The sequence below is a fragment of the Photobacterium kagoshimensis genome, from assembly GCF_050337045.1.
GTDB classification, from domain to species: Bacteria; Pseudomonadota; Gammaproteobacteria; order Enterobacterales; family Vibrionaceae; genus Photobacterium; species Photobacterium kagoshimensis.
Genome location: NZ_JAKJSO010000011.1, coordinates 269,647 through 289,628 on the forward strand (window position 1 = coordinate 269,647; position 19,982 = coordinate 289,628).

The window sequence follows — 19,982 nt, forward strand, 5'->3', positions numbered from 1 at the left end:
AAATTTATAGCAGTTTATAATTACATTAATCATGTTATAAACTGCTATTATTTATTGAAACTTAACTTCTAAATATTCCATACGTTTGTTGAATTACTTTGTTTAACTCAATAATGGGTAATGGCTGACTTCTTCCAGCAATGACTAACTCATGTGTAACGCCGTGATATATGTTTAAAGAAGAATCTTTCACCCTTAATACATCCCCTCTTTCTCTTAAATATTTTTCTGCATTACAGAATTTAGCATCCCAACAAACTAAAACATTAACATGTGAAACATCTTTTTTATTTCTATCAATATCTTTAAATAGACCATCAATATCTATCTTAAATTCAACCAATATATCTTTCTTCGTAATTAAATTACTAGAATGAGCAAGGACTTCCTTAGATATACCAATAGTGTTATCTTCACCATATATAATTGATTCAGAAAACTCCAGACTATAATCTAAAATCGCATCATAAACTTGGAAACCGGACAAAGCCTTAATACAATAACCAGACAATATATTTTTCGAACAAAGGTCAATAAATGTACTAATAACCTCCTGTTCTTCAAGTAATGGAAAGTATGGGCTTAATAAATCTATATCATATCTAGTTTTAGATTTATACTTTACTTTTAGTTCCTCTAAAGGATCATAAGTTGGATCCTTAACTCTACTATCAAAAGCTCCAGTAATGTACTTTTTGTATTTTCTAAAGTTATACTTTAAAAGTAGTTCTGAAGCAGCTTCTACAATTTGTTTTTGTCGATAACTACTTAGCCCTTTTCGGCCTGCATCAAGATCCTTTCTCAAAGAATCATTTTTAATATCTACTATTACAGTATATGGCAACATTGACGCATGCTCATAACTATCCAAGCATATACCTATAGGCATCCCACAAATACTCAACCAAAGCCCATGTTCAACTTCGATATAGTTACTTTCTTTATCTGACATGAAATTTGTCAGATTAGTTTTGCTTGTTGCCGATATATAGAAATCAGCAACAAGTTTATTTCTTGACCCTATTTCTATATTTTCAATTTTTGCATCCAGCATATTGGCACGCCTAGAGATGTCTTTTGAAGACTCAGGTAAAGCATCTGTTGCTGTTATGAAATTTTCGTATGTATCTATATCATAAAATTGCACTTCATCTTTCAATGCTCTTTTGGATACTTCACGACCAGATAGATAACCGGTAGTGACAGGTATCGAAGAACCATTAACTGTTAAGTTGAAGTTGAATAACTTAGAGCGGTCAAATAGTACATCCAAACTTCCAACTATAGTTTTTGTTCTTAGCATCACCTCTAAAGACTTTTGACATAAAGGAATTTCAAAAGCGCTTTTCAATGAAGCTTCCACTTCTTCGATGGGGAATTCTTGAGGAAATTGAACCACTATCTTTGTATATGACTCATCAGTACTTTCTAAGCTTTTTACTCCGGTAACTTCTTCGTCAGACAAAGGTAGTTCATAATCATCAAATATAAACTTATACAAATTCTTGTATGTTCTTGTGGCATAAACGCCGTCATGAACAGATTCTATTTTTAGAAAGCAAGATTGAAAGGCAACAAAGGTAAAACCAAAGCCCATAAAACCAAACTTTCCATTACCCGAGTCTCTTTTTAATGATTTACCCGTTACTAGTATTTTATGCATATCATCATGAGATATACCAATGCCATTGTCTCTTATTTCAAGTGTTCTTTTGACTGTATCAATAGATAGGTCAATAACACCCTTCTCTAAGACAGAGTGTTTCTCTAAAATGGCATCACCTGAGTTTTGTAGAAGCTCTGTATATATATCCCAAATATGTCGATAACTAGATATTATCCTTTCAATGTTAGATTTAACACTACCCAGCTCTTGAGTTAATAATTCCTTTGCGAGTAATCCACTCATTATCTACCCTTTATTTTATTTACATGACATTTATTTGTTATAGCTAAACACATTTCATCGCTATCAAATACTTTTCTCGCATTTTAAGCATCTTTTTGGTTTCATTGGTGTATAACTTTATTGCCGCTCTCTAGCTTAATGATGGATTCCATCAACTTATTTTGTTGGCCTTACACCAGACATGGATTTCCGCTATTACAAACAACCACGTACCATTATTGATTTAGCAAAATGAACCATTTACATATACAAAGTTCCCCAATGGGTACTCAGGACGATTAGCTTTACAAGAAGATCAATACTGAATCAACAACTCTTGTATCTGTTGATCAACTTCACTTTCGAAATGAAAAAGTCGCTCATGCCCTTTTTTATACTCAGACAGAGCATAAAAAAGCATCAACGGCTTATGGGGAGCACACTGGCCGCCTCGTCGCCAACGAGATACCGTCTGTATTTTTCCTAATAATTCCATGATGCCCATATTTACCGTTAAGACTGGCTAATTATACATACACAAATTTCATTACACATGATCTAGATAACAAAAAAGCACCTAAAAAGGTGCTTTTTATTCAGTAAATCAATGATTTACTGAAGTAACTCCCAAAATGCCTTATCTCGCATCTTGACGATCTTCTTCGCTCCATCAATATATAAGCTGTAGTGCTTCTCTAGCTTATTGATGGTTTCCATGAGCTTCTCTTGCTCAGCTTTTTCATTAACACCAAACATGGCTTTTAGCTCTTGTGGGCGAATCTTCGCAACGCGGTGAATTACCCATGTCAGCACATAGCTTGAGTAGTCGTTCTCACCTGTTTGGAAGTGCGTAATATCTTGGGTAGAAAGGATAACACCCACGCCATACTCACGACCTTCCTTCAAGATCTTACGCAAACTAGGGAAGTTCTGAGACATGAAGTTATCTGCTTCATCCACCAAAATCATCTTAGTAATTTGGCGGAAGTCACCCTGTACTTCTGGCTTACCTGTCTTTTGCATCTGTGAGTAGAAAAGATCTAGCGTAAGTGCGACTACAAGATTTTGGACAGACTCATCATTTCCTTTCAGCTCGACAACAGTGATACCATTTAGTAAATCAAACAAACTTTTGACTTTATTCGAATCAGGTTCAAAAATTTCATAAGATACAAGACTGTCTAATGCCACATAAAGAAGGTCTTCATCTACTTTTTCTTGATCTAGAAAAATATCCCACACATCTGAGATTGTTGGCGCAGGAATATTCCACGTAGAAGAGTCTGAACGGTCAATACCTTTTGCCTCATAAGCTTCAATGACCAAATTCTTCAATTTCATTTGTTGTTTAGGACCAAGTCGAAATGCTTTTGCCATGGTATTTGCAAATGAACTCGCCGTATGGACAGGAAGCTTAGGCTTATCCCCAACTAAACTTAACGGGTTAAACGGTAATCGATCTAAAGTGACTCTTTGAGCTTTAGTCTCATTCAAAAAGTTTGAATCAACATAATCTTCTTTATAGTCGAAGATCAACATACCAATAGGCGAGCTTCCAACATTATCAGCTTGGTTGCGATAAAGCTGTGTGATCACCGACTTAGTAAACTGTGTTTTGCCTGTACCCATAGTGCCGATAATACCGGTATTGGTATTCATGAATTTGGCGGTATTGGTTGGCTCCCAATTCAATGGTGCTTGTGTTAGCGCATTGTGGCCAAATAGCACGTTTAGGTTGCTGTTAGACTCAGCCTTCAACGCTTCAACGACTGGCGTAGGATCCTCTTCAACAGCAGGCTCTACAGGTTCAACTGACTCTGGACTTTCAGGCTCATCAGATACCACCACAGGTGGTTGTGGCACAGCTTCGGCTAATTGCTCTAATCGAGTTTCACCATTCAGCACATACTCACTTGGAACATGACAAAGTTGTACGACATCTAGCCCATTCAATACCTCTTGCAGCGGTGTTTCCACCAAGCGTGGAAGCAGCCCCATTGGTAGATCGACTTTTAACACCCCTTCCATCATTTGGTAGTCGGGTTGTAAGCAGCCTGCACCTTCAAGGTGGCTAACGACAAAGCCTTCTGGGTACTCTGCAATTTGGCCTAGTGAATAGTCGCCTCTTAACCACTCTTCTTTGCTTGCAAGCAAAGTGTCGAAGTAATTATCAGCAAACACCTTGTACAAACGATACTTGTCGACTTGCATTAATACTTGGCGCATAAACAGACCACGGTAAAGCTTGCTCGCTAGGTCGTTATTACCTAGCAAGTCTTGGCTTAAGTAACGTAGTAGTTCTTTCGACTGTTTAACGGCTTTGTTGTAGTTAGGTACCGAGCCTGTTTTCACTTCGACAGGTAGCAGGTACATGTCTTGGCCTTTGAAGCCAACCAGTAGTACGTCGTCAGAAATCTCGCCTTTCTTGTACCCTTGAACATTACGGGAGAACTCGCTGTCGGACATTTTCAGGCCAATATTACCCGATACACGGATCATCTCAGCAACAGACAACGGAACCCATGTAATGTCTGAATCATGCACTAGGCTAGTCACAAACTTATAGGCACCAATCACACCTTTACGCTCTTTGTTGATCGTTGGCGCGCAAGTCATCATTTTTAGCAGCCAATCACCATTGAACGCATTGAATTCATTGATTTGGCCGCCATCGCCTTGCTTGATAACCTTTTCAAACAAACCACGCTGTGCCGTTACGGTAATCGCATCGTAGCTTGAAGAGCTGGTGTACTGATCTGAATAATGAATCAGTACCACGTCTTCATTACTGTGGAAGAAGTCCAGCGTCACCTTAGGATCAATAATGGTCGTCCAGATAGAGCTGTCATATGAACGTTCCAGTAGACCTTTAAAGTCTTCACTGACTGCTAGGGCAACCGCATTCGCACCATGATATTGAGTATTTGGCTTCAGCGCTGGCTTTAATAGAGCACCGACATATTTCGCCATCATCAAGTGTGGGTGGTCTTGGTAATCCGTTCCCTTCAAGCCAAAGCCCGTAAAGTACGAGCCTGATTTACTTTCAGATGCGTCACCCGTTAGTAGACCATCACATGCAATACCTGATGCCATGTCTTCAATCGCAATATCTGAACAATCAACTTTATCATTATTACGGAAGAAAGAAAGATGCGCGTAAGACTGGCCGTCTTTTTCTGCCTGAGCATTGGTGAACTTACTGTAAGTTAGGCGAGTACGAAGAATATCGATAATGGTATCGGCAACCTCACGCACTTTACCTTTGTTCAGTTCTAGCCACTCTTTCAATTCATCGTAATTAGCTGTTTCTGCGAATCGGTCGAACGCGTTAAACGCTAATTTATCGTCATATAAGTTGATATGAATCGATGCTGACTGCTCTTGGTTACTGCGAATGTAGTCCACCAGCCCCATGAATAGTTCTTCAGCGCTGTCTTGGTTCACCGCATTAACGATAATGCTCTTCTCAGAGCCAGTGAACAGTTGGCTGAATGCAGTTTGGAACTCGTCGATTTTCTCTTTTACTAACTTACGAACGAAGGTCAAAGAGCTTTTCTCTTGAGGCACGCTCTTGATCCAGAACGCGTTCTCTTTCACCTGCTGGTTATAAGAGAACTCATGCTTTGGATGGTAAACGTATGGCAACAAGCCTTTTGGTGACAAGCGCTCGAAAGTGACATCCGGAAGCTTTGAAAAACTATGGTCATCACAAATCGCATTTCTTAGGTTAAGGTAGTAAGCCAAAATAAGAGGGTGGAAAGGTGAGTAGAACTCTTCACCTTCAGACTGTACTAAACCGATTTTCAGCGCTGATTTTTGCTCTTTCGTCAGCATGCTACCCGTTGGGATCGCTTCAAAATATGCTAAACAAGCGTCAACCGTGTTTTGGACAAGCGCTGTAAACTCATCTCCCCAAGATGCCAATGAAGGCGTACTGCGGCGCTGCTCAAGGTAATCAAAAAGATCAACGTAAGAAGAGTGAATAGCGTCATCAATCGCTAGCAGGTCATCGAGCTTAACCGAATCTGAATCTGCAATAGACACGACTCTCTGGTTAATGAACTCTTCTTCCCAGCGAAGTAGTTTTAAGCGAACGCCTGGTACAACGAACTCGCTATTATCTATGCCTACTTTGCCTTTTTGAGAATAAAACTCGCCGTTGTATTCGTCTTTAAATAGCTTGTGATAACGGCCTCTATTGAGCAGCAAAGGTAGGCTCAATGAATCAGTCGCTACTGCACCCTCAACGTTAAATTTAAGCTGGTTATCACCCGATTTTACTGCAAAATCAATTTCATCAGCTTCATTAGCTAGCGCTTCAAAATCCACTATAGAGTAGTCAGCTACATCAACAACCTGCTTAGCATCAAGCAGTGAACATGCGCTACCTTCGTTGGCTCTGATTTGCAGTTTGTTCTCTTCCATATTCAAGGTTAAGCGCTGCTTAGCTGGTGCAGGCTCTACCAAGAAGATATTTTTAAACGGCTCAATGTAGAACTCGCCCTTTCGGACCACCAAGCAACGGAAGTTATACACTTCAGATTTGTTCTCACGCTTCAAAGCCAAGTTAAAGAACAGCGGCTCATGCTTATAAGTACCTTTTAAGCTAGCTCGTGTCGTTTTCAGACCGTTAAGTGTAGTAATTACTTCTTCGTTATTAAGCGCTTTTGCTGGCTGAATTTTGAATTGGCTTTTCTCTAGATTACTCGCACCTTGGAAGATCAGCTTCAGTTCAAACTCATTCACGCCTTCATCTAGCTCAATGATTAAGTGGCGGTCTCGCATGCCCGCTTTGGTCTCGGCACGGTTACGAGCAGTAATTGTCATACCGTCGCTAGCTTGCTCCTCTTCAAGAACGAGCTGCTGCTGAGCATTGCGCTTTTTCTCCTGCAGGAATGCTTCAAATTCAAGGTCTTTCCACGCATCCGTTTCTGCAAAATGTTCTTTAATAAACTTCTCACCAAATGACTTCAAGCGATCTTGCAGCTGATCACCAAAGTGCTCAACTTCAAATGAAAGCTCTGCATAAAGCAAACGATTTTCTTCAAGGCGCTTCTTGATTTGCTTAGGATTACCACTCATCTCTGCGACAAGCGGATCTTCAAACATATCGAGTTCATTAAAGCGCAAATCACCATCTTCAACCGCGTTATACAAAGGATCAAAGCCAAACATGGTGGCACCATCTTCAAGGATCGCATCAAACCAATCATCAAGCAGGCAGTAAGATACATCTTTGCCTTTATCTTGCTGATCGATAAGACCTTGAAGTGCTTGCTTTATTTTAGATGGGCTCCAAACTTGATCTGCTTGCGCTAAATCTTCCGCTGAGTTGATCAATGTATCAAGCAAGCTATTGTGAATAACAACCAGGGCACAACCTTTTAAATAACCTGATTGACTTGCAACTTCATCACGTAAATGAGAAATATAGTTCTCAGTAAAGCCTTGGTGCACACTGGGATCTTCAGTGTGGATCACTGGCACAATTTTACATCCAGCTGATTCAATAAAAGGCAACTCAATACCATTTATTGCTTCGATACTCGCGTGAGAATGCGCTAACATTGCAGCATATAGACGCAGGCTGTTATCGCTATCTGGTGATTTAAACTGATAGCGGAAACCAGCTTCAATATGTGTTTCGGCATTGGCTAAAAACTGCTCTACCAGAAAAGCCTCAAATTGTTTTACGGACATAAACTGCGTCTCCACTATCACTCATACGCTCAACGTTACCGATGCGCTCATAGAATTTAATTAGTTCTTGTTCGGTTTGTTTATCGACAAAAATACCGCGAAGTTTGAATGCTGCGATAAGTTCGTGGAAACGGAGTTTGTCCTTTTCTCCAACAACAAGGTTGGTTAATAAAATAATGTAATCTTGGTTCAGAACCAGTACTCGGCCACTACGTCCTCGGCTTTGAATAAAAGGAGCTGCCATGATTTTCTCTACAGAGCTAGCATACTTTTCATCCAATCCTTTTTTACCACCTGACTTAAATTGCGCTTCAGCTAAATAAAGCGCATTACCTAGCCAATCTAATGCTGAGTTGGCATTTTTCATTTCCGCATGCAAGCCGCGCTTATTTTTAAAGGCATAAGCAAATTGCTTCAACTTATCTTCCAAGTCTTCAAAATTAGAGTGTTGAATACGGCGTGAAATTTCCCAAAGTGGGACTTTTAGTGTTTCTTCCCCACCTTTACAAGGCTGAAGCATCTCTAACATTGTTAACATTGGAAATATACGAACAAATGATTCGCTAATTAACTGATAACCATGGTTTTTTATATGCGTTCGCTCTTTACTTGCCCGTTCATGATCCATAATAAAGTAGAGAGGCTTCGCTGTAGGCTCTTGTCCTGTTCGCCAGTCAGGTAGCGATAAACTTAACTGAGCTGTATATGTGAACGCATAAAAAGAAAGAAAATTCTCAAACTCACTTTGTAAATACTTTGGACGTTTAGATAAAAATTTAAAATCTTCACGAAAAGCATCTGTTAGCTCAGGAAGGTATGGGATTTCAGTCTGAGGTTCTAGCTTACCATTTTCTAATTTTCCATTAAGAACAGATAAGAATTCCCTTTCAATAAAATTAGACTTTGTATTAAAGCTCTGAACTTGCAAGTTCATTAATAGATTGGCAAACATTTTTGCTACACGCTCATCAACTGGAGAGCATTCATCTTTATGAGCTTTAAAAAGCAACATTTCTGGGCTAGTCCTGAGGATATCCTTCTTTGCAAAGTACATCTCGCGTAAGACTTCCCAAAAAGCCTCTTCTCCTAACTTATCTTCAAATACTTTATGACAATCTGCTTCAAAAAGATCAATTGTGTATTTACCTATTTTCTTTCGTAACACTCCTTGAAGGAGAAGGCCAATAACTGCATCCCAATCAAAAGGTTTTTCATTTGTCCGAATAGGAAAGTAGCTATTTAAGCTATTGATACTCGCTACCTTATCGGATTGAGTGGGTAGTTCAGGGCTAAAAGGGGTTACAAACTTATCCATCGACATCTTAGATACCACTCACTTCAAAGTACTCGTCATCTTCATTTACGATTTTGTAGCGTTTCTCGCTTTTCAAAATAAATAAAGTATCTTTTTCATTCGCAACAGTGATGATTTGTTCAATCACTTCATCAAGCAACAACACGGCATTCTTATCATGCTTATTAGGGCGATAGCCTTGGTTAATCTTATCGAGTAATTCCAATAAGTTAATGCTAATTGGCATAGGTAACAGTGACTGCCCATCCACCTGGACATAAGCATTAAAAGCCCCGATTTTGCTGACGCCGTTCATTTTTATTGCATTGAAATCAGGCTTAACTTCCAATTCAGCGGCTGTTTTAAAACCATTGTATTCAGAAATGAAATAAGCATCTTTATCAAGAAGAGGCGCATTACGATTACAATAACGATGAATGGCAGATATCAAAGTATCTTTATAGAATTTGTTTAACTCTTTTTTCTGGCGACCAGAGCCATCAAACTCTTTATGCAACAACCAAAAAGATGCGTATTGATTAATCAGTGTATTTTCAAAGTCGGCTTTTAAGCCATTAACGTATTCGTTTTCAAACTTCGCTTCATCTTTAAGCAGATACACCATGCGTAAATATGAAGAAGCCGTGGAAACGTCGAAAACACCAAGTGCTTTGACTTGCTCTTTTAGGATGGAAAAGCCATCGTCTTCAATGCCAAGACCAAACTGTAGGACAAACTCATCCACTCTACGAGTATGAATATTGCTAGGATCAAAGCTCTTTATATGTGTTAAAAGCTCATTATCTGAACCAGAGAATAAGTTATCAAACAGATACTTATCCATAGCTAATAACTGAAAGATAAAATCCAGTAAAGCACGAGCGGTTAAGAACTGATCTTTAATCAAGCGAGCCTTAAGTAACAAGGAAACAATATTTTTCTGAACCGATTCTAAGCCGAGCAAAGCAAAGTTAGCCGTGAGTGGCGTATGCCCCACCTTCTTCACTTCACTATCGTAGAGCGCATAAAATGGATTATCGAGGGTTGGCTCTGTAAGGCGCGATAAAAATTTAGCAGCAAAGTCAGAGGTGCATCCCTCATGGCTGAGGGTAAATTTAGGGTATTGTTCAAAGTCCAAAAACTTATAGTTAGCTGGGATTTCGACTTCGTTATTAGACAAAAAGGCCTTTATAGCCTCTTTTACATCATTATGTTGGCTAGCACCTTCCTCAGCATAGTTACCCAACATACCAATGTTGATACCCACAACTAATGGTTTATCATTTCCTTTGAATTTCGCAAATCGATCATCTAACGCTTGAATCGCCGTTTGGCTAGGGTTAAAGCTATGAGTGGCATCTAAGTGAAAGTCTCTTGTCGACTTAAATGCATGGCTATAACGAGTAAGAATTTCCGACTTACCGTCACCACTGCTACCACACAGAAAGATAATTTCATTCGGCTTAGCTGATGTCAGCGCCTTCTTAAAATCTGCTTCTATGTCAGTTTCAATGTATATATGTTCTTTATATGTCGATAAAAGATCTTGGCTTTGTTCTCGCTCAGTACTTACCGCATAGGGTGAAGATTTCGAGAGTATGCTGAGGGCTTGTGCTAAATTCAAAACGAGGTCTCGATTCAATCAAGGAAGAGTGAAGCGTGATCATATGTTTACAATCAAAACATTGCAATGTAACGAGTCAAATGCTCAACGCATAATTGCTGTATTTATGTGTGAAAGTCGACAATTTTCGAGTAAAAACAAGATTTAATTACAAACAATTTATTTCGGAATAATTGCCCAATATACGCTATACGAAAGTCACTTTTGTCACAAAAAGCAACAAAGCGCATAACAAAACTATGAGCGGTGAGTCATAATGCAACTTGATATCACATAAAGAATATATTTCAACTCCAGAAGCACACCCAAAGCATGACCTCCCTCCCAAAACACTCGCTAAAATGACGCATTTTTGACTCATGCTTATTTCTTAACTCGAATTTTGTCCCTTTTTTTACCCATAACCTTTTTGAAATATATTCCTTTAACGAAACCCATCGCACTTTTTATACCTCAATAATTCCTTTGATTTTGTTATCAGTAAAATAAGTTATGACTTTTAAGAATGCCTTTTGCATTCCAATCTACAGTGAGCAGGAAGCTAAATTATGGAATATTTAGACAGAATTAAGCGATTAGCTAAAATTCAAGGCATTAGCCAAAAACAACTTGGTGAAGCATTAAGCCTTCAGCAAGGTACCATGAGCCGTAAACTATCGGGTAAATACGGCATTGAAGTGCGCGAGCTAGAAACCATTGCGACAACGCTAAACACGTCGATCAGTTACTTGCTAACAGGCCAAGTGGACACAGGCACGCAAGCAACAACGACCATTAACAACGAAGTAAGCCAAGGTTCTACCGCCACTTACATTCCGGTTATTCACCGTAAAGATTTCTCTTCGTTTCGCCAAGGCGCAACGGTGGATGTTGTTAGCAAACGTGCAATCCCCGCTCACCTAGATCGTGATGAGTGCCTGGGCCTGTTTGTCGATAACGAAAATATCTCGCTTTGTGCGCCAGTAGGCAGCTATGCATTAGCAACCCGCACCGCCAGCTACCGCCCTAAGCAACCTGTGTTTGCTTCGGTACGTGGCAGCGAACCTGATTTCTACCACATGACACAACTTGCAGACGGTGTGGTGTTCTCGACGTCACAACCTGACTTCCCTAACCTATTTGTGAACAATGATGAGTTCCAAATTCATGGTTACATTATTCAGTCAGATTGGGCTTACGATCGTTAATCTATAATTCGACTATCCTGCTCAGTTAAATAGGCGCTATGATACCAATCTAACTAAGTAACTGATCGTTCTTGCTGGTTAAAATCAATGATAACTGCGTTATAGATTTTGTAGATAGAACAACTAGCTATCTGCAATCTACGCCTTGTTCTCAGTGTTTTTTCCTGCGCAATCACCTGAACATTTACTTACCCAGATTGGTATTACTTCACGGCGTCTGTTTGTATTTGTACAATCATGGCCTCTCTTTATTCTTTAACGGATTATGTTCATGGCCACGATCATTGTTGCTTCAACCAACCCCGCTAAAATCTCTGCGGTCGAAAATGCTTTTGCTGAAGCACTGCCTCACCTAACGTTTAATTTTGAAGGTGTCAGCGTGGCAAGCGAAGTGCGTGATCAACCCATGACAGCTGACGAAACCTTACTTGGTGCGCGTAACCGTGTTAAAAATGCCCGCGCTTTAGTGGCACATGCTGATTACTATGTAGGGCTTGAAGCTGGCATAGATGGCTCGCACACTTTTGCCTGGATGGTGATTGAAAGTGGAAATCACGATTGTGGTATGTTGCGCGGCGAAGCGCGTTCGGCCTCGTTACCTTTGCCACCAGCAGCATTGGCACAGCTAGAACAAGGGATCGAGCTTGGTGATGTGATGGATACCATGTTTAATGACACCAACATTAAGCAAAAAGGTGGCGCGATTGCGATGCTGACCAACCATAAACTCAGCCGCAGCTCTGTCTACCAACAAGCCTTGATTTTGGCGTTGATCCCATTTTTGAACCCTGCGCTTTTTCCACAAGACTAGTTCCGTTCTCTGTCCCTAATTGCTGATCACAAAAAAGCCCATGACATCGACCTTAGCTTAGGGGCAATATCACGGGCTTTCTGTTTTAATTGCGGGTTAACGTAACTCTTAATTGTGTTACAGCTGCTTTTTTAGCAATTCAGCTAACCAGACTTTCACGTCAGCATCATGATGCTTGAGCTCGTTAGAGCCTCGTGTAATCGTCGCTACCCCAACACCCAGTAATTCACTGATTTTACGCTGGCTACGCTCGCCATTTAGCAGTTCGTGAAAAATATTCACACGAGATAATAAAGAATCACGTTCATCTGGCGTCAGTAACAGTTTCATCAATACATCGTCTTTTTGCTCATCCGATGCCTGACGCAACAAATCAATTACCTGTTGCCACTCGGTAAATTCCGGTGTTTCAGTGGTAGTGGACATTTAAACCTCATTCTGGGCATTACGTTCTAGCGCAAATATTACCTGTTTCTCTGGGCAGTTAATAGCTTGCTTGTAATTCCTCGGGCGTTAGCAGGGGCTTTTTCTGGCCCATACGTTTGCTGTAATACACATCAAACATCAGCACGTTCTGCACATAACCGCGGGTTTCATTAAACGGGATGGCCTCGATAAAAGTGAAAACATCCAGCTGACCATCGGTTTGATCCTGCCAGCGACTGACGCGACTCGGGCCTGCATTGTAGGCAGCAAACGAGTAAACGCGGTTATTATCATGGCGATCTAGCATCATCTTCAAATAACCACTGCCGAGGCGAATGTTCACCCCAGGATCGAACAAGCTGTCTTTGCCTTTGTAATTACGCTCTAGCTTTTTGGCTGTTTCTTTGGCGGTGGCTGGCATTAACTGCATTAAACCACGTGCCCCCACTGGCGATTGCGCTTCGGTGTTCCACGCACTTTCTTGACGCGCCAAGGCCATCATAGTGGTGGTCGGTAAATCACGTTCTTTGCTAAAGAAATCAAACCACCATTTATGCGCTAAAGGAAAGCGTAGTTCATGGTAGCTCCATAAGCGCCCTGCAATAGTGGCTTGCACCGCAAGGTGGTGCCAACGGTTAGCCTCTGCATAGGTGGCAAGCTTCAAGGCTTGGTCGGGATTTTTACCGCGCAGTAAATACGCCCATTCGCTACGGGCAGCATAGAGTTTATCGACCGCCACCAGCTCTTTAATGCGGTTTAGCGTTTCACGATCGCCATCGGTGTCTTTGACAACCAATTTGCTTTTGCTGATAGGGTATTCAATCGGCTTTTTCAAAATGGTGGCTGCGGCCACGCTGTAGAAATCACGCAGGCCAAGTAAAGATTCATAGATCTTATTCGCTTGTGCTTGCTTACCGTCACGGGCGAGCAAATACGCTTGCCAGAATGTCCAACGGGTGGTCTCTTTCGCTTTGGCGGGTAAGCGCTTGACCCACACATCCACCGCTGGCCAATCGGCTTCACGCATGGCGGTGCGAATACGGCGCTCTAACAAGCTTACCTTGGTGCTTTTGGCGATCACTTTATCGCGCCAAGCAATTAACGCGCTATCATCTGTGGTCATCAAACGCGAAGCGACAAACTCGGCCAATTGCTGGCGTTTGGCTTTGCTGTAATGCTGACCATCCATGGTGCGGGTGTATTGTGCTACTGCTTCTTTCACATCTTTACGGGCTAAGCGCTGATACGCCGCCGCAGTCAGCTTTTGATTAAATGGGGTGACTTTGCTGGCTTTGGCAAAATCCGCCACCATGGCAGGCTTCTCAAGCAATTGGATCACCTTGTTACCGCTGATACGGCCCGAGGTGGATAGTTGCTTGTTTAAATAGGTCAGAAACTGTTTGTTGCCTTTGCCATACACCAACAACATGCGATTAAGAATGTCTTCATCATGGCGTTTACCCGCCTTGTTCCAGGCTTCTAATAATGGGTCACACTCGTCGGCAATCGAACTGCCTTTTTGCCAGATCTCCGCCGCCCCTTGCCAGGCTTCTTTTTTTTGTCCTTGCTGCAATTTGGCGTAATAGTATTGGCATTGCAGCACTTCACCACGCGGTTTGGTCGGTTGGAAAGCAAGGAACTCATCCCAGCGCTGGGCGATGGCTAAATAACTGGCGTAGCGGTATTGAATGGTAGGGTGAAACGGTAGTGTTTTATATTGGGTTAAAAAGGCGTGAACGTCCTCTGGCGATTTGTTTGTTAAACTGCGAGAAAAATCACGGTAGTCTAAATACGGTGTTAGTGGATATTTATCCAATTTGTTCCGTAACTGACTGAATTTTTCGGCATCGTTATCTTCAAGCGCATCTTGTGCTTGTTCGTACCATGCCCGTTGTTCATCGAGTGTGGCAGCCTGTAATGCAGGTGCAACCCCAACTCCCAGCCCGATACACGCGGCATATAGCACCTTTTTCATGACAGTCATTGACACAAGAAAACTCCATTTCGATTTGGTATCACTCATACTAAACACTAATTATGAACATTACTGTTAAACTTAGGTCAAGGTCGAGTAAAATACCCCCTTCCTTTACGATTAGAGATAGCAACGGATATGGCTGAATACGTCTATACCATGTCGCGCGTGGGCAAAATTGTTCCACCTAAGCGTCAAATCTTAAAAGATATTTCATTAAGCTTCTTCCCTGGCGCCAAAATTGGTGTTTTAGGTCTAAATGGTTCGGGTAAATCGACCCTACTTCGCATCATGGCTGGTATCGATACCGATATTGAGGGTGAAGCGCGCCCTCAAGCTGGCTTAAAAGTTGGCTACCTACCGCAAGAGCCTGTACTTGATGAAGAAAAAACGGTACGCGAAGTGGTTGAAGAATCAGTCGCTGATGTAAAAGACGCATTAACCCGTCTTGATGCCGTTTATGCCGCATACGCAGAAGAAGATGCAGATTTCGATAAACTTGCAAAAGAGCAAGGCGAGCTAGAAGCACTGATTGAGACCAAAGATGGTCACAACCTAGAGATGCAACTAGAGCGTGCAGCAGATGCCCTACGTCTTCCTGAGTGGGATGCAAAAGTTAAATTCCTTTCAGGTGGTGAACGTCGCCGTGTGGCAATTTGTCGCTTACTGCTTGATAAGCCAGACATGCTACTGCTTGATGAACCAACCAACCACTTGGATGCTGAATCTGTGGCTTGGCTTGAGCACTTCTTGGTGGATTACAGCGGTACTGTGGTCGCCATCACGCACGACCGTTACTTCCTCGACAATGCAGCAGGCTGGATCCTAGAACTTGACCGTGGTGAAGGTATTCCATGGGAAGGTAACTACACCTCGTGGCTTGAGCAAAAAGACGCGCGTTTACAACAAGAATCTGCACAAGAAAATGCACGTCAAAAAACGATCGCAAAAGAGCTGGAGTGGGTTCGTCAAAATCCAAAAGGCCGTCAATCTAAGTCAAAAGCTCGTATGGCGCGCTTTGAAGAACTTAACAATAACGACCACCAAAAACGTAACGAAACCAACGAGCTATTTATCCCGCCAGGTGAACGCCTAGGTGATAAAGTGCTTGAGGTGAATAACCTAACTAAATCGTTTGGTGATCGCGTATTGATCGACAACCTATCGTTCAGCATGCCTAAAGGTGCGATCGTGGGTATTATCGGTGCCAATGGTGCTGGTAAATCAACGCTATTTAAAATGCTGAGCGGTGTCGAGCAACCCGATTCTGGTACTGTTGAACTGGGCGAAACTGTTAGCCTAGCATCGGTTGATCAGTTCCGTGACAGCATGAACGACAGCAACACGGTTTACCAAGAGATCTCTGAAGGTGCGGAAATCATCCGTATCAACAACTACGAAGTACCAGCACGTGCCTACGCGTCGCGCTTTAACTTCCGTGGTAGCGATCAACAAAAACTGATTGGCGATCTATCGGGTGGTGAGCGTAACCGTGTTCACTTAGCGAAACTGCTAAAAGCGGGCGGTAACGTACTGCTACTCGATGAACCAACCAATGACCTTGACGTAGAAACACTACGTGCATTGGAAGAAGCGCTGCTTGAGTTCCCTGGCTGTGCCATGGTTATCTCGCACGACCGTTGGTTCCTAGACCGTATCGCAACCCACATTCTTGACTACCGTGATGAAGGCCAAGTTAACTTCTACGAAGGTAACTACACCGAATACACTGAGTGGCTGAAGAAAACATTGGGCGCACAAGCGGCTGAACCACACCGCATTAAATACAAGCGTATTGCTAAATAATGCATAGATCTGTCTGACACGTCAGACACAGATCGTACTTAGGGCTGCTTCGGCGGCCCTTTTTTGTGCCAACACGATAATAAAGCCCCACTGGCGATAATTGGCACACTGATTTCCCTTCATCATCTAGCAGCAACCCCCGTCCCGAGTGCCATACGCTCAGCCTCTTCTTCGGTAAGTACATTATTGCTATTTCCGTATAATTAGCTGATAAAACGCTTAATTTGTGATCATCTAACTGGCGTGTTTAGCCATTTAACCGTACACTGTTATACAAAGCTTGTTATGTCTCACGACCCTTTATAATTACTAATAAGAATAAATTATTATGGTTGAACGTCGTCATTTTAAACGCATCATGTATCAAGCACCTGCCACCTTGCATCAAGCAGATGGAAGCTGGCAGACCGATGTAAGAGACTTATCTTTACAAGGGATTTTAATCACCCGTCCACAAGAGTGGCACCCAAGCAAAGATGACACTTACACCATCACCTTTTGTTTACATGAGTGTGATATTGAATTGAGCATGGAAACTCAATTAGTGGATAACTGTGAAGATTACCTTCGTATGAATATCCACCACATCGATATCGATAGCGCTAGTCATTTAAAACGCCTCGTCGAATTGAACGTCGGCACTGATGAACTGTTACATCGCGAACTCGAACACCTCACGGATTTACCTAACACTTAACTGTAACGAATCATCATGTCTGACACTATTTGTATCTCGGTGTCCCACCGTCGTGGGACATCCCATTATCTGATCAACCGATTTAAAAAACGCTACGCGGCTTTTTTAGTTTTATTTTTAGGCGGTATGTTGGGCTACGGTAGCTTAAACATTTACCAACTTTACCAACAAAACCAAGTCTCCAACGTCCAGCTGACCCAATTGAATGTTCAAGCCGAACAACTCAGTGATTCCCTGTCGGAAGAAAACGCCACTAACCTGGTGTTAAGCCAAGAGCTTGAAGACAAGAAAAACGAACTCATGATGCTAGAACAGCGAATTGATGACGTAGAAGCGATCCTTGGTTTACAGGCAGAAAATAGCCATGTACCGCTAGAACAGCGCGTCGACAGTGCTGCGATCAGCTCGGCGGTGCGCGGCACCTTATTTCGCCTGATCCCTAACGGCAGTCCAACCCCTAACATTCGGATGTCATCAGGCTTTGGCACCCGCATTCATCCTGTTACTGGCAAGCGTAAACGCCATAATGGGCTCGATTTTGCCGCTAACATTGGCACGCCTATCTATGCCCCAGCAGATGGGGTGATTGAAAACGTCCGCCCGAGTAACAAAGGTTCTGGCAACTTCATCAAGTTGAATCACTCTTTTGGCTTTATGTCGACCTATTCCCACATGAAGAAATTCAATGTAAAACGCGGTCAGTTTGTTCGCAAAGGGGATTTATTAGGATGGACGGGTAACTCTGGCTTATCCACTGGCCCGCACCTGCATTACGAAATTCGCTTTTTGGGCCGCGCACTTAATCCACGTAATTTTGTGATGTGGACACCAGAGAACTTTGATTCGTTATTTGAAAAAGAAAAATCGGTGCAGTGGGCTACTATGCTCGAGATGATCAATAACGTGGTCGCGATGCAAGTGCAACTTACCCAAGCGCCGTCGCTTGAGTCGACCATCAAAACGGCCAATACCGCACCTCGTCAATTGGAGCAGCGCCAACTATAGCTTGGCTTGCCGTTACACAGCCTAACGTAACCATTAAAAAAGCGAGTATAAAAATACTCGCTTTTTTGTTGGCATTCGAAATACCGGAACATTCAACTCACACAATCAGCTGACGCGATCAAAGGCCGCCAGCGCTTCTTGCAGATCTTCAACCGCGATGATTTCAATGCCGTTCACTTGGCGACTGGCATTGGCTTTTGGCACAATCGCACGGGTAAAGCCTTGTTTAGCCGCCTCACGAATACGCTCGACCCCATTAGCGGCTGGGCGAATATCGGCGTTCAAGCCAATTTCACCAAACACTAAGACATCTTGCGGAATAGGTGCGTTTTTAAAGCTAGAGAAAATCGCTAACAGCACCGCTAAATCGGCTGAGGTTTCTTCAATCTTGATCCCGCCAACACAGTTAACGAAGATATCCATGTCAGTCAGCATCACCCCACCATGACGCGCTAATACCGCAATCGACATGGCGAGACGGTTATGATCGTAACCTACCGATAAGCGACGTGGGTTTTCCGTGACCGAGGTATTACACAAGGCTTGAATTTCCACCAGCAGCGGCCGTGTCCCTTCCCATAAGGTAGTACAGGTTGAGCCCGCATGGTTTTTATCAGAACGACTCAAGAAAATCGCCGACGGATTTTTAACTTGCTTCATGCCTTGTTCGGTCATGGCAAAAAAGCACGATTCTGAATCGGCACCAAAACGGTTTTTCGAAGTACGCAATACGCGGAACTTTTCGTCAGAGGTCGACGATAAGGCAAACAAGCCATCCACAATGTGGATCAGCTGCATCGGGCCTGCCACATTCGAATCTTTGTTGATGTGGCCGATAATTAAGAAGGTCACACCTTCGGTTTTGGCGTAACGCGTTAATGCCGCTGCCGACTCTTTCACTTGGCTTGGACTACCCGCAGCAGACTCGTTGTGGGCCACTGTCATAGTTTGGATCGAATCGATGATCACAAAGTCAGCTTTTTGCTGCGCAACCAAGTTTAAAATCTGTTCGACTGACGTTTCAGCAACCACGTTGATTTTATCTAGGTTAGGGGTTTTCAAACGCACCGCACGTTGCGAGATCTGATTGATCGATTCCTCACCTGATACATATAACGCTGATTTATGCTCAGCCACCGCCCCTATGCTTTGCAGCAATAGCGTTGATTTACCCGCGCCGGGATCACCACACAGTAATAAAACTGAGCCTGGCACAATGCCGCCACCGAGCACACGATCTAGCTCACTGATGCCAGAGCTATAACGTGGTACATCTGTTGCCTTAACGTCCGATAGCTTTTGTACCTTGGTTGATGCACCTGCATAACTATTCGCTGCACTTGCCACACCGACTGCGGCTTTCGTTTTCGGAATCGTGAACTCAGTTATGGTATTCCATGCAGCACAAGCACTGCATTGTCCTTGCCACCTTGGAAAGTCAGCGCCACAGTCACTACATACATAAGCACGCTTTGTTTTGGCCATTTTTTACCCTAGTTTTATTACTATTTTATTCATCATTCGCAAAAAGCATAATAAAATGGCTTTTTTGTCAAATTATTGCCTTTC

General features: G+C 42.5%; 12 protein-coding genes and 1 pseudogene. 5 read left to right on the top strand and 8 right to left on the bottom strand.

The annotated features are described in order from the left end of the window. Positions 1 to 61 precede the first annotated feature (61 nt). The 5 genes and pseudogenes from L4C35_RS08975 to dptF form a co-directional block, all read right to left on the bottom strand. The gene (locus tag L4C35_RS08975) at positions 62 to 1,909 is read right to left on the bottom strand and encodes an ATP-binding protein (RefSeq protein ID WP_428462563.1); all 1,848 of its coding nucleotides are present in this window, start codon (positions 1,907 to 1,909) and stop codon (positions 62 to 64) included. 298 nt (positions 1,910 to 2,207) lie between these two features. Then, positions 2,208 to 2,384: pseudogene (locus L4C35_RS08980) on the bottom strand (phosphorothioated DNA-binding restriction endonuclease family protein); the annotation flags it as partial. 116 nt (positions 2,385 to 2,500) lie between these two features. After that, positions 2,501 to 7,588: a DNA phosphorothioation-dependent restriction protein DptH gene (gene dptH / locus L4C35_RS08985; RefSeq protein WP_428462564.1), complete on the bottom strand. Its 5,088-nt coding sequence runs from the start codon at positions 7,586 to 7,588 to the stop codon at positions 2,501 to 2,503. Beyond that, positions 7,569 to 8,909, bottom strand: coding sequence for a DNA phosphorothioation-dependent restriction protein DptG (gene dptG, locus L4C35_RS08990; RefSeq protein WP_428462565.1), 1,341 nt, complete (start codon positions 8,907 to 8,909; stop codon positions 7,569 to 7,571). The genes dptH and dptG overlap by 20 nt, the downstream gene beginning before the upstream one ends. 1 nt (position 8,910) lies before the next feature. Further along, the gene (gene dptF, locus L4C35_RS08995; RefSeq protein ID WP_428462566.1) at positions 8,911 to 10,506 is read right to left on the bottom strand and encodes a DNA phosphorothioation-dependent restriction protein DptF; all 1,596 of its coding nucleotides are present in this window, start codon (positions 10,504 to 10,506) and stop codon (positions 8,911 to 8,913) included. Between the two features lie 548 nt (positions 10,507 to 11,054). Here dptF and L4C35_RS09000 point away from each other — a divergent pair. After that, positions 11,055 to 11,693, top strand: coding sequence for a helix-turn-helix domain-containing protein (locus L4C35_RS09000; RefSeq protein ID WP_428462567.1), 639 nt, complete (start codon positions 11,055 to 11,057; stop codon positions 11,691 to 11,693). Between the two features lie 271 nt (positions 11,694 to 11,964). Continuing rightward, positions 11,965 to 12,504, top strand: a complete 540-nt coding sequence (gene yjjX / locus L4C35_RS09005; RefSeq protein WP_428462568.1) for an inosine/xanthosine triphosphatase — start codon at positions 11,965 to 11,967, stop codon at positions 12,502 to 12,504. A gap of 117 nt (positions 12,505 to 12,621) precedes the next feature. Here yjjX and trpR read toward each other — a convergent pair whose 3' ends face one another. Both trpR and sltY read right to left on the bottom strand, forming a co-directional pair. Continuing rightward, entirely contained in the window at positions 12,622 to 12,930 is a 309-nt protein-coding gene (gene trpR, locus L4C35_RS09010) for a trp operon repressor (protein WP_048898040.1), read from the bottom strand. A gap of 58 nt (positions 12,931 to 12,988) precedes the next feature. Continuing rightward, positions 12,989 to 14,914, bottom strand: coding sequence for a murein transglycosylase (gene sltY, locus L4C35_RS09015; protein WP_428462626.1), 1,926 nt, complete (start codon positions 14,912 to 14,914; stop codon positions 12,989 to 12,991). Positions 14,915 to 15,043: 129 nt separating this feature from the next. Between sltY and ettA the strand changes: the two genes are divergently transcribed. From ettA to L4C35_RS09030, 3 genes are all read left to right on the top strand, one after another. Further along, entirely contained in the window at positions 15,044 to 16,711 is a 1,668-nt protein-coding gene (ettA, locus tag L4C35_RS09020) for an energy-dependent translational throttle protein EttA (protein ID WP_428462569.1), read from the top strand. A gap of 328 nt (positions 16,712 to 17,039) precedes the next feature. Beyond that, on the top strand, positions 17,040 to 17,408 hold the full coding sequence (locus tag L4C35_RS09025) for a PilZ domain-containing protein (protein ID WP_428462570.1): 369 nt from the start codon (positions 17,040 to 17,042) through the stop codon (positions 17,406 to 17,408). A 15-nt stretch (positions 17,409 to 17,423) separates the two neighbouring features. After that, positions 17,424 to 18,413, top strand: a complete 990-nt coding sequence (locus tag L4C35_RS09030) for a M23 family metallopeptidase (RefSeq protein ID WP_428462571.1) — start codon at positions 17,424 to 17,426, stop codon at positions 18,411 to 18,413. Positions 18,414 to 18,518: 105 nt separating this feature from the next. On the opposite strand, the gene radA is transcribed toward L4C35_RS09030, so the two are convergent. Beyond that, the gene (radA, locus tag L4C35_RS09035) at positions 18,519 to 19,898 is read right to left on the bottom strand and encodes a DNA repair protein RadA (RefSeq protein ID WP_428462572.1); all 1,380 of its coding nucleotides are present in this window, start codon (positions 19,896 to 19,898) and stop codon (positions 18,519 to 18,521) included. Positions 19,899 to 19,982: the final 84 nt, after the last annotated feature.

Bases quoted from the DNA above. Each gene is read 5' to 3' on its own strand.
- dptH (WP_428462564.1), bottom strand. From the start codon at position 7,588: ATGTCCGTAAAACAATTTGAGGCTTTTCTGGTAGAGCAGTTTTTAGCC.
- L4C35_RS08975 (WP_428462563.1), bottom strand. From the start codon at position 1,909: ATGAGTGGATTACTCGCAAAGGAATTATTAACTCAAGAGCTGGGTAGT.
- ettA (WP_428462569.1), top strand. From the start codon at position 15,044: ATGGCTGAATACGTCTATACCATGTCGCGCGTGGGCAAAATTGTTCCA.
- L4C35_RS09030 (WP_428462571.1), top strand. From the start codon at position 17,424: ATGTCTGACACTATTTGTATCTCGGTGTCCCACCGTCGTGGGACATCC.
- yjjX (WP_428462568.1), top strand. From the start codon at position 11,965: ATGGCCACGATCATTGTTGCTTCAACCAACCCCGCTAAAATCTCTGCG.
- radA (WP_428462572.1), bottom strand. From the start codon at position 19,898: ATGGCCAAAACAAAGCGTGCTTATGTATGTAGTGACTGTGGCGCTGAC.
- dptG (WP_428462565.1), bottom strand. From the start codon at position 8,909: ATGTCGATGGATAAGTTTGTAACCCCTTTTAGCCCTGAACTACCCACT.
- sltY (WP_428462626.1), bottom strand. From the start codon at position 14,914: ATGACTGTCATGAAAAAGGTGCTATATGCCGCGTGTATCGGGCTGGGA.
- trpR (WP_048898040.1), bottom strand. From the start codon at position 12,930: ATGTCCACTACCACTGAAACACCGGAATTTACCGAGTGGCAACAGGTA.
- L4C35_RS09000 (WP_428462567.1), top strand. From the start codon at position 11,055: ATGGAATATTTAGACAGAATTAAGCGATTAGCTAAAATTCAAGGCATT.
- L4C35_RS09025 (WP_428462570.1), top strand. From the start codon at position 17,040: ATGGTTGAACGTCGTCATTTTAAACGCATCATGTATCAAGCACCTGCC.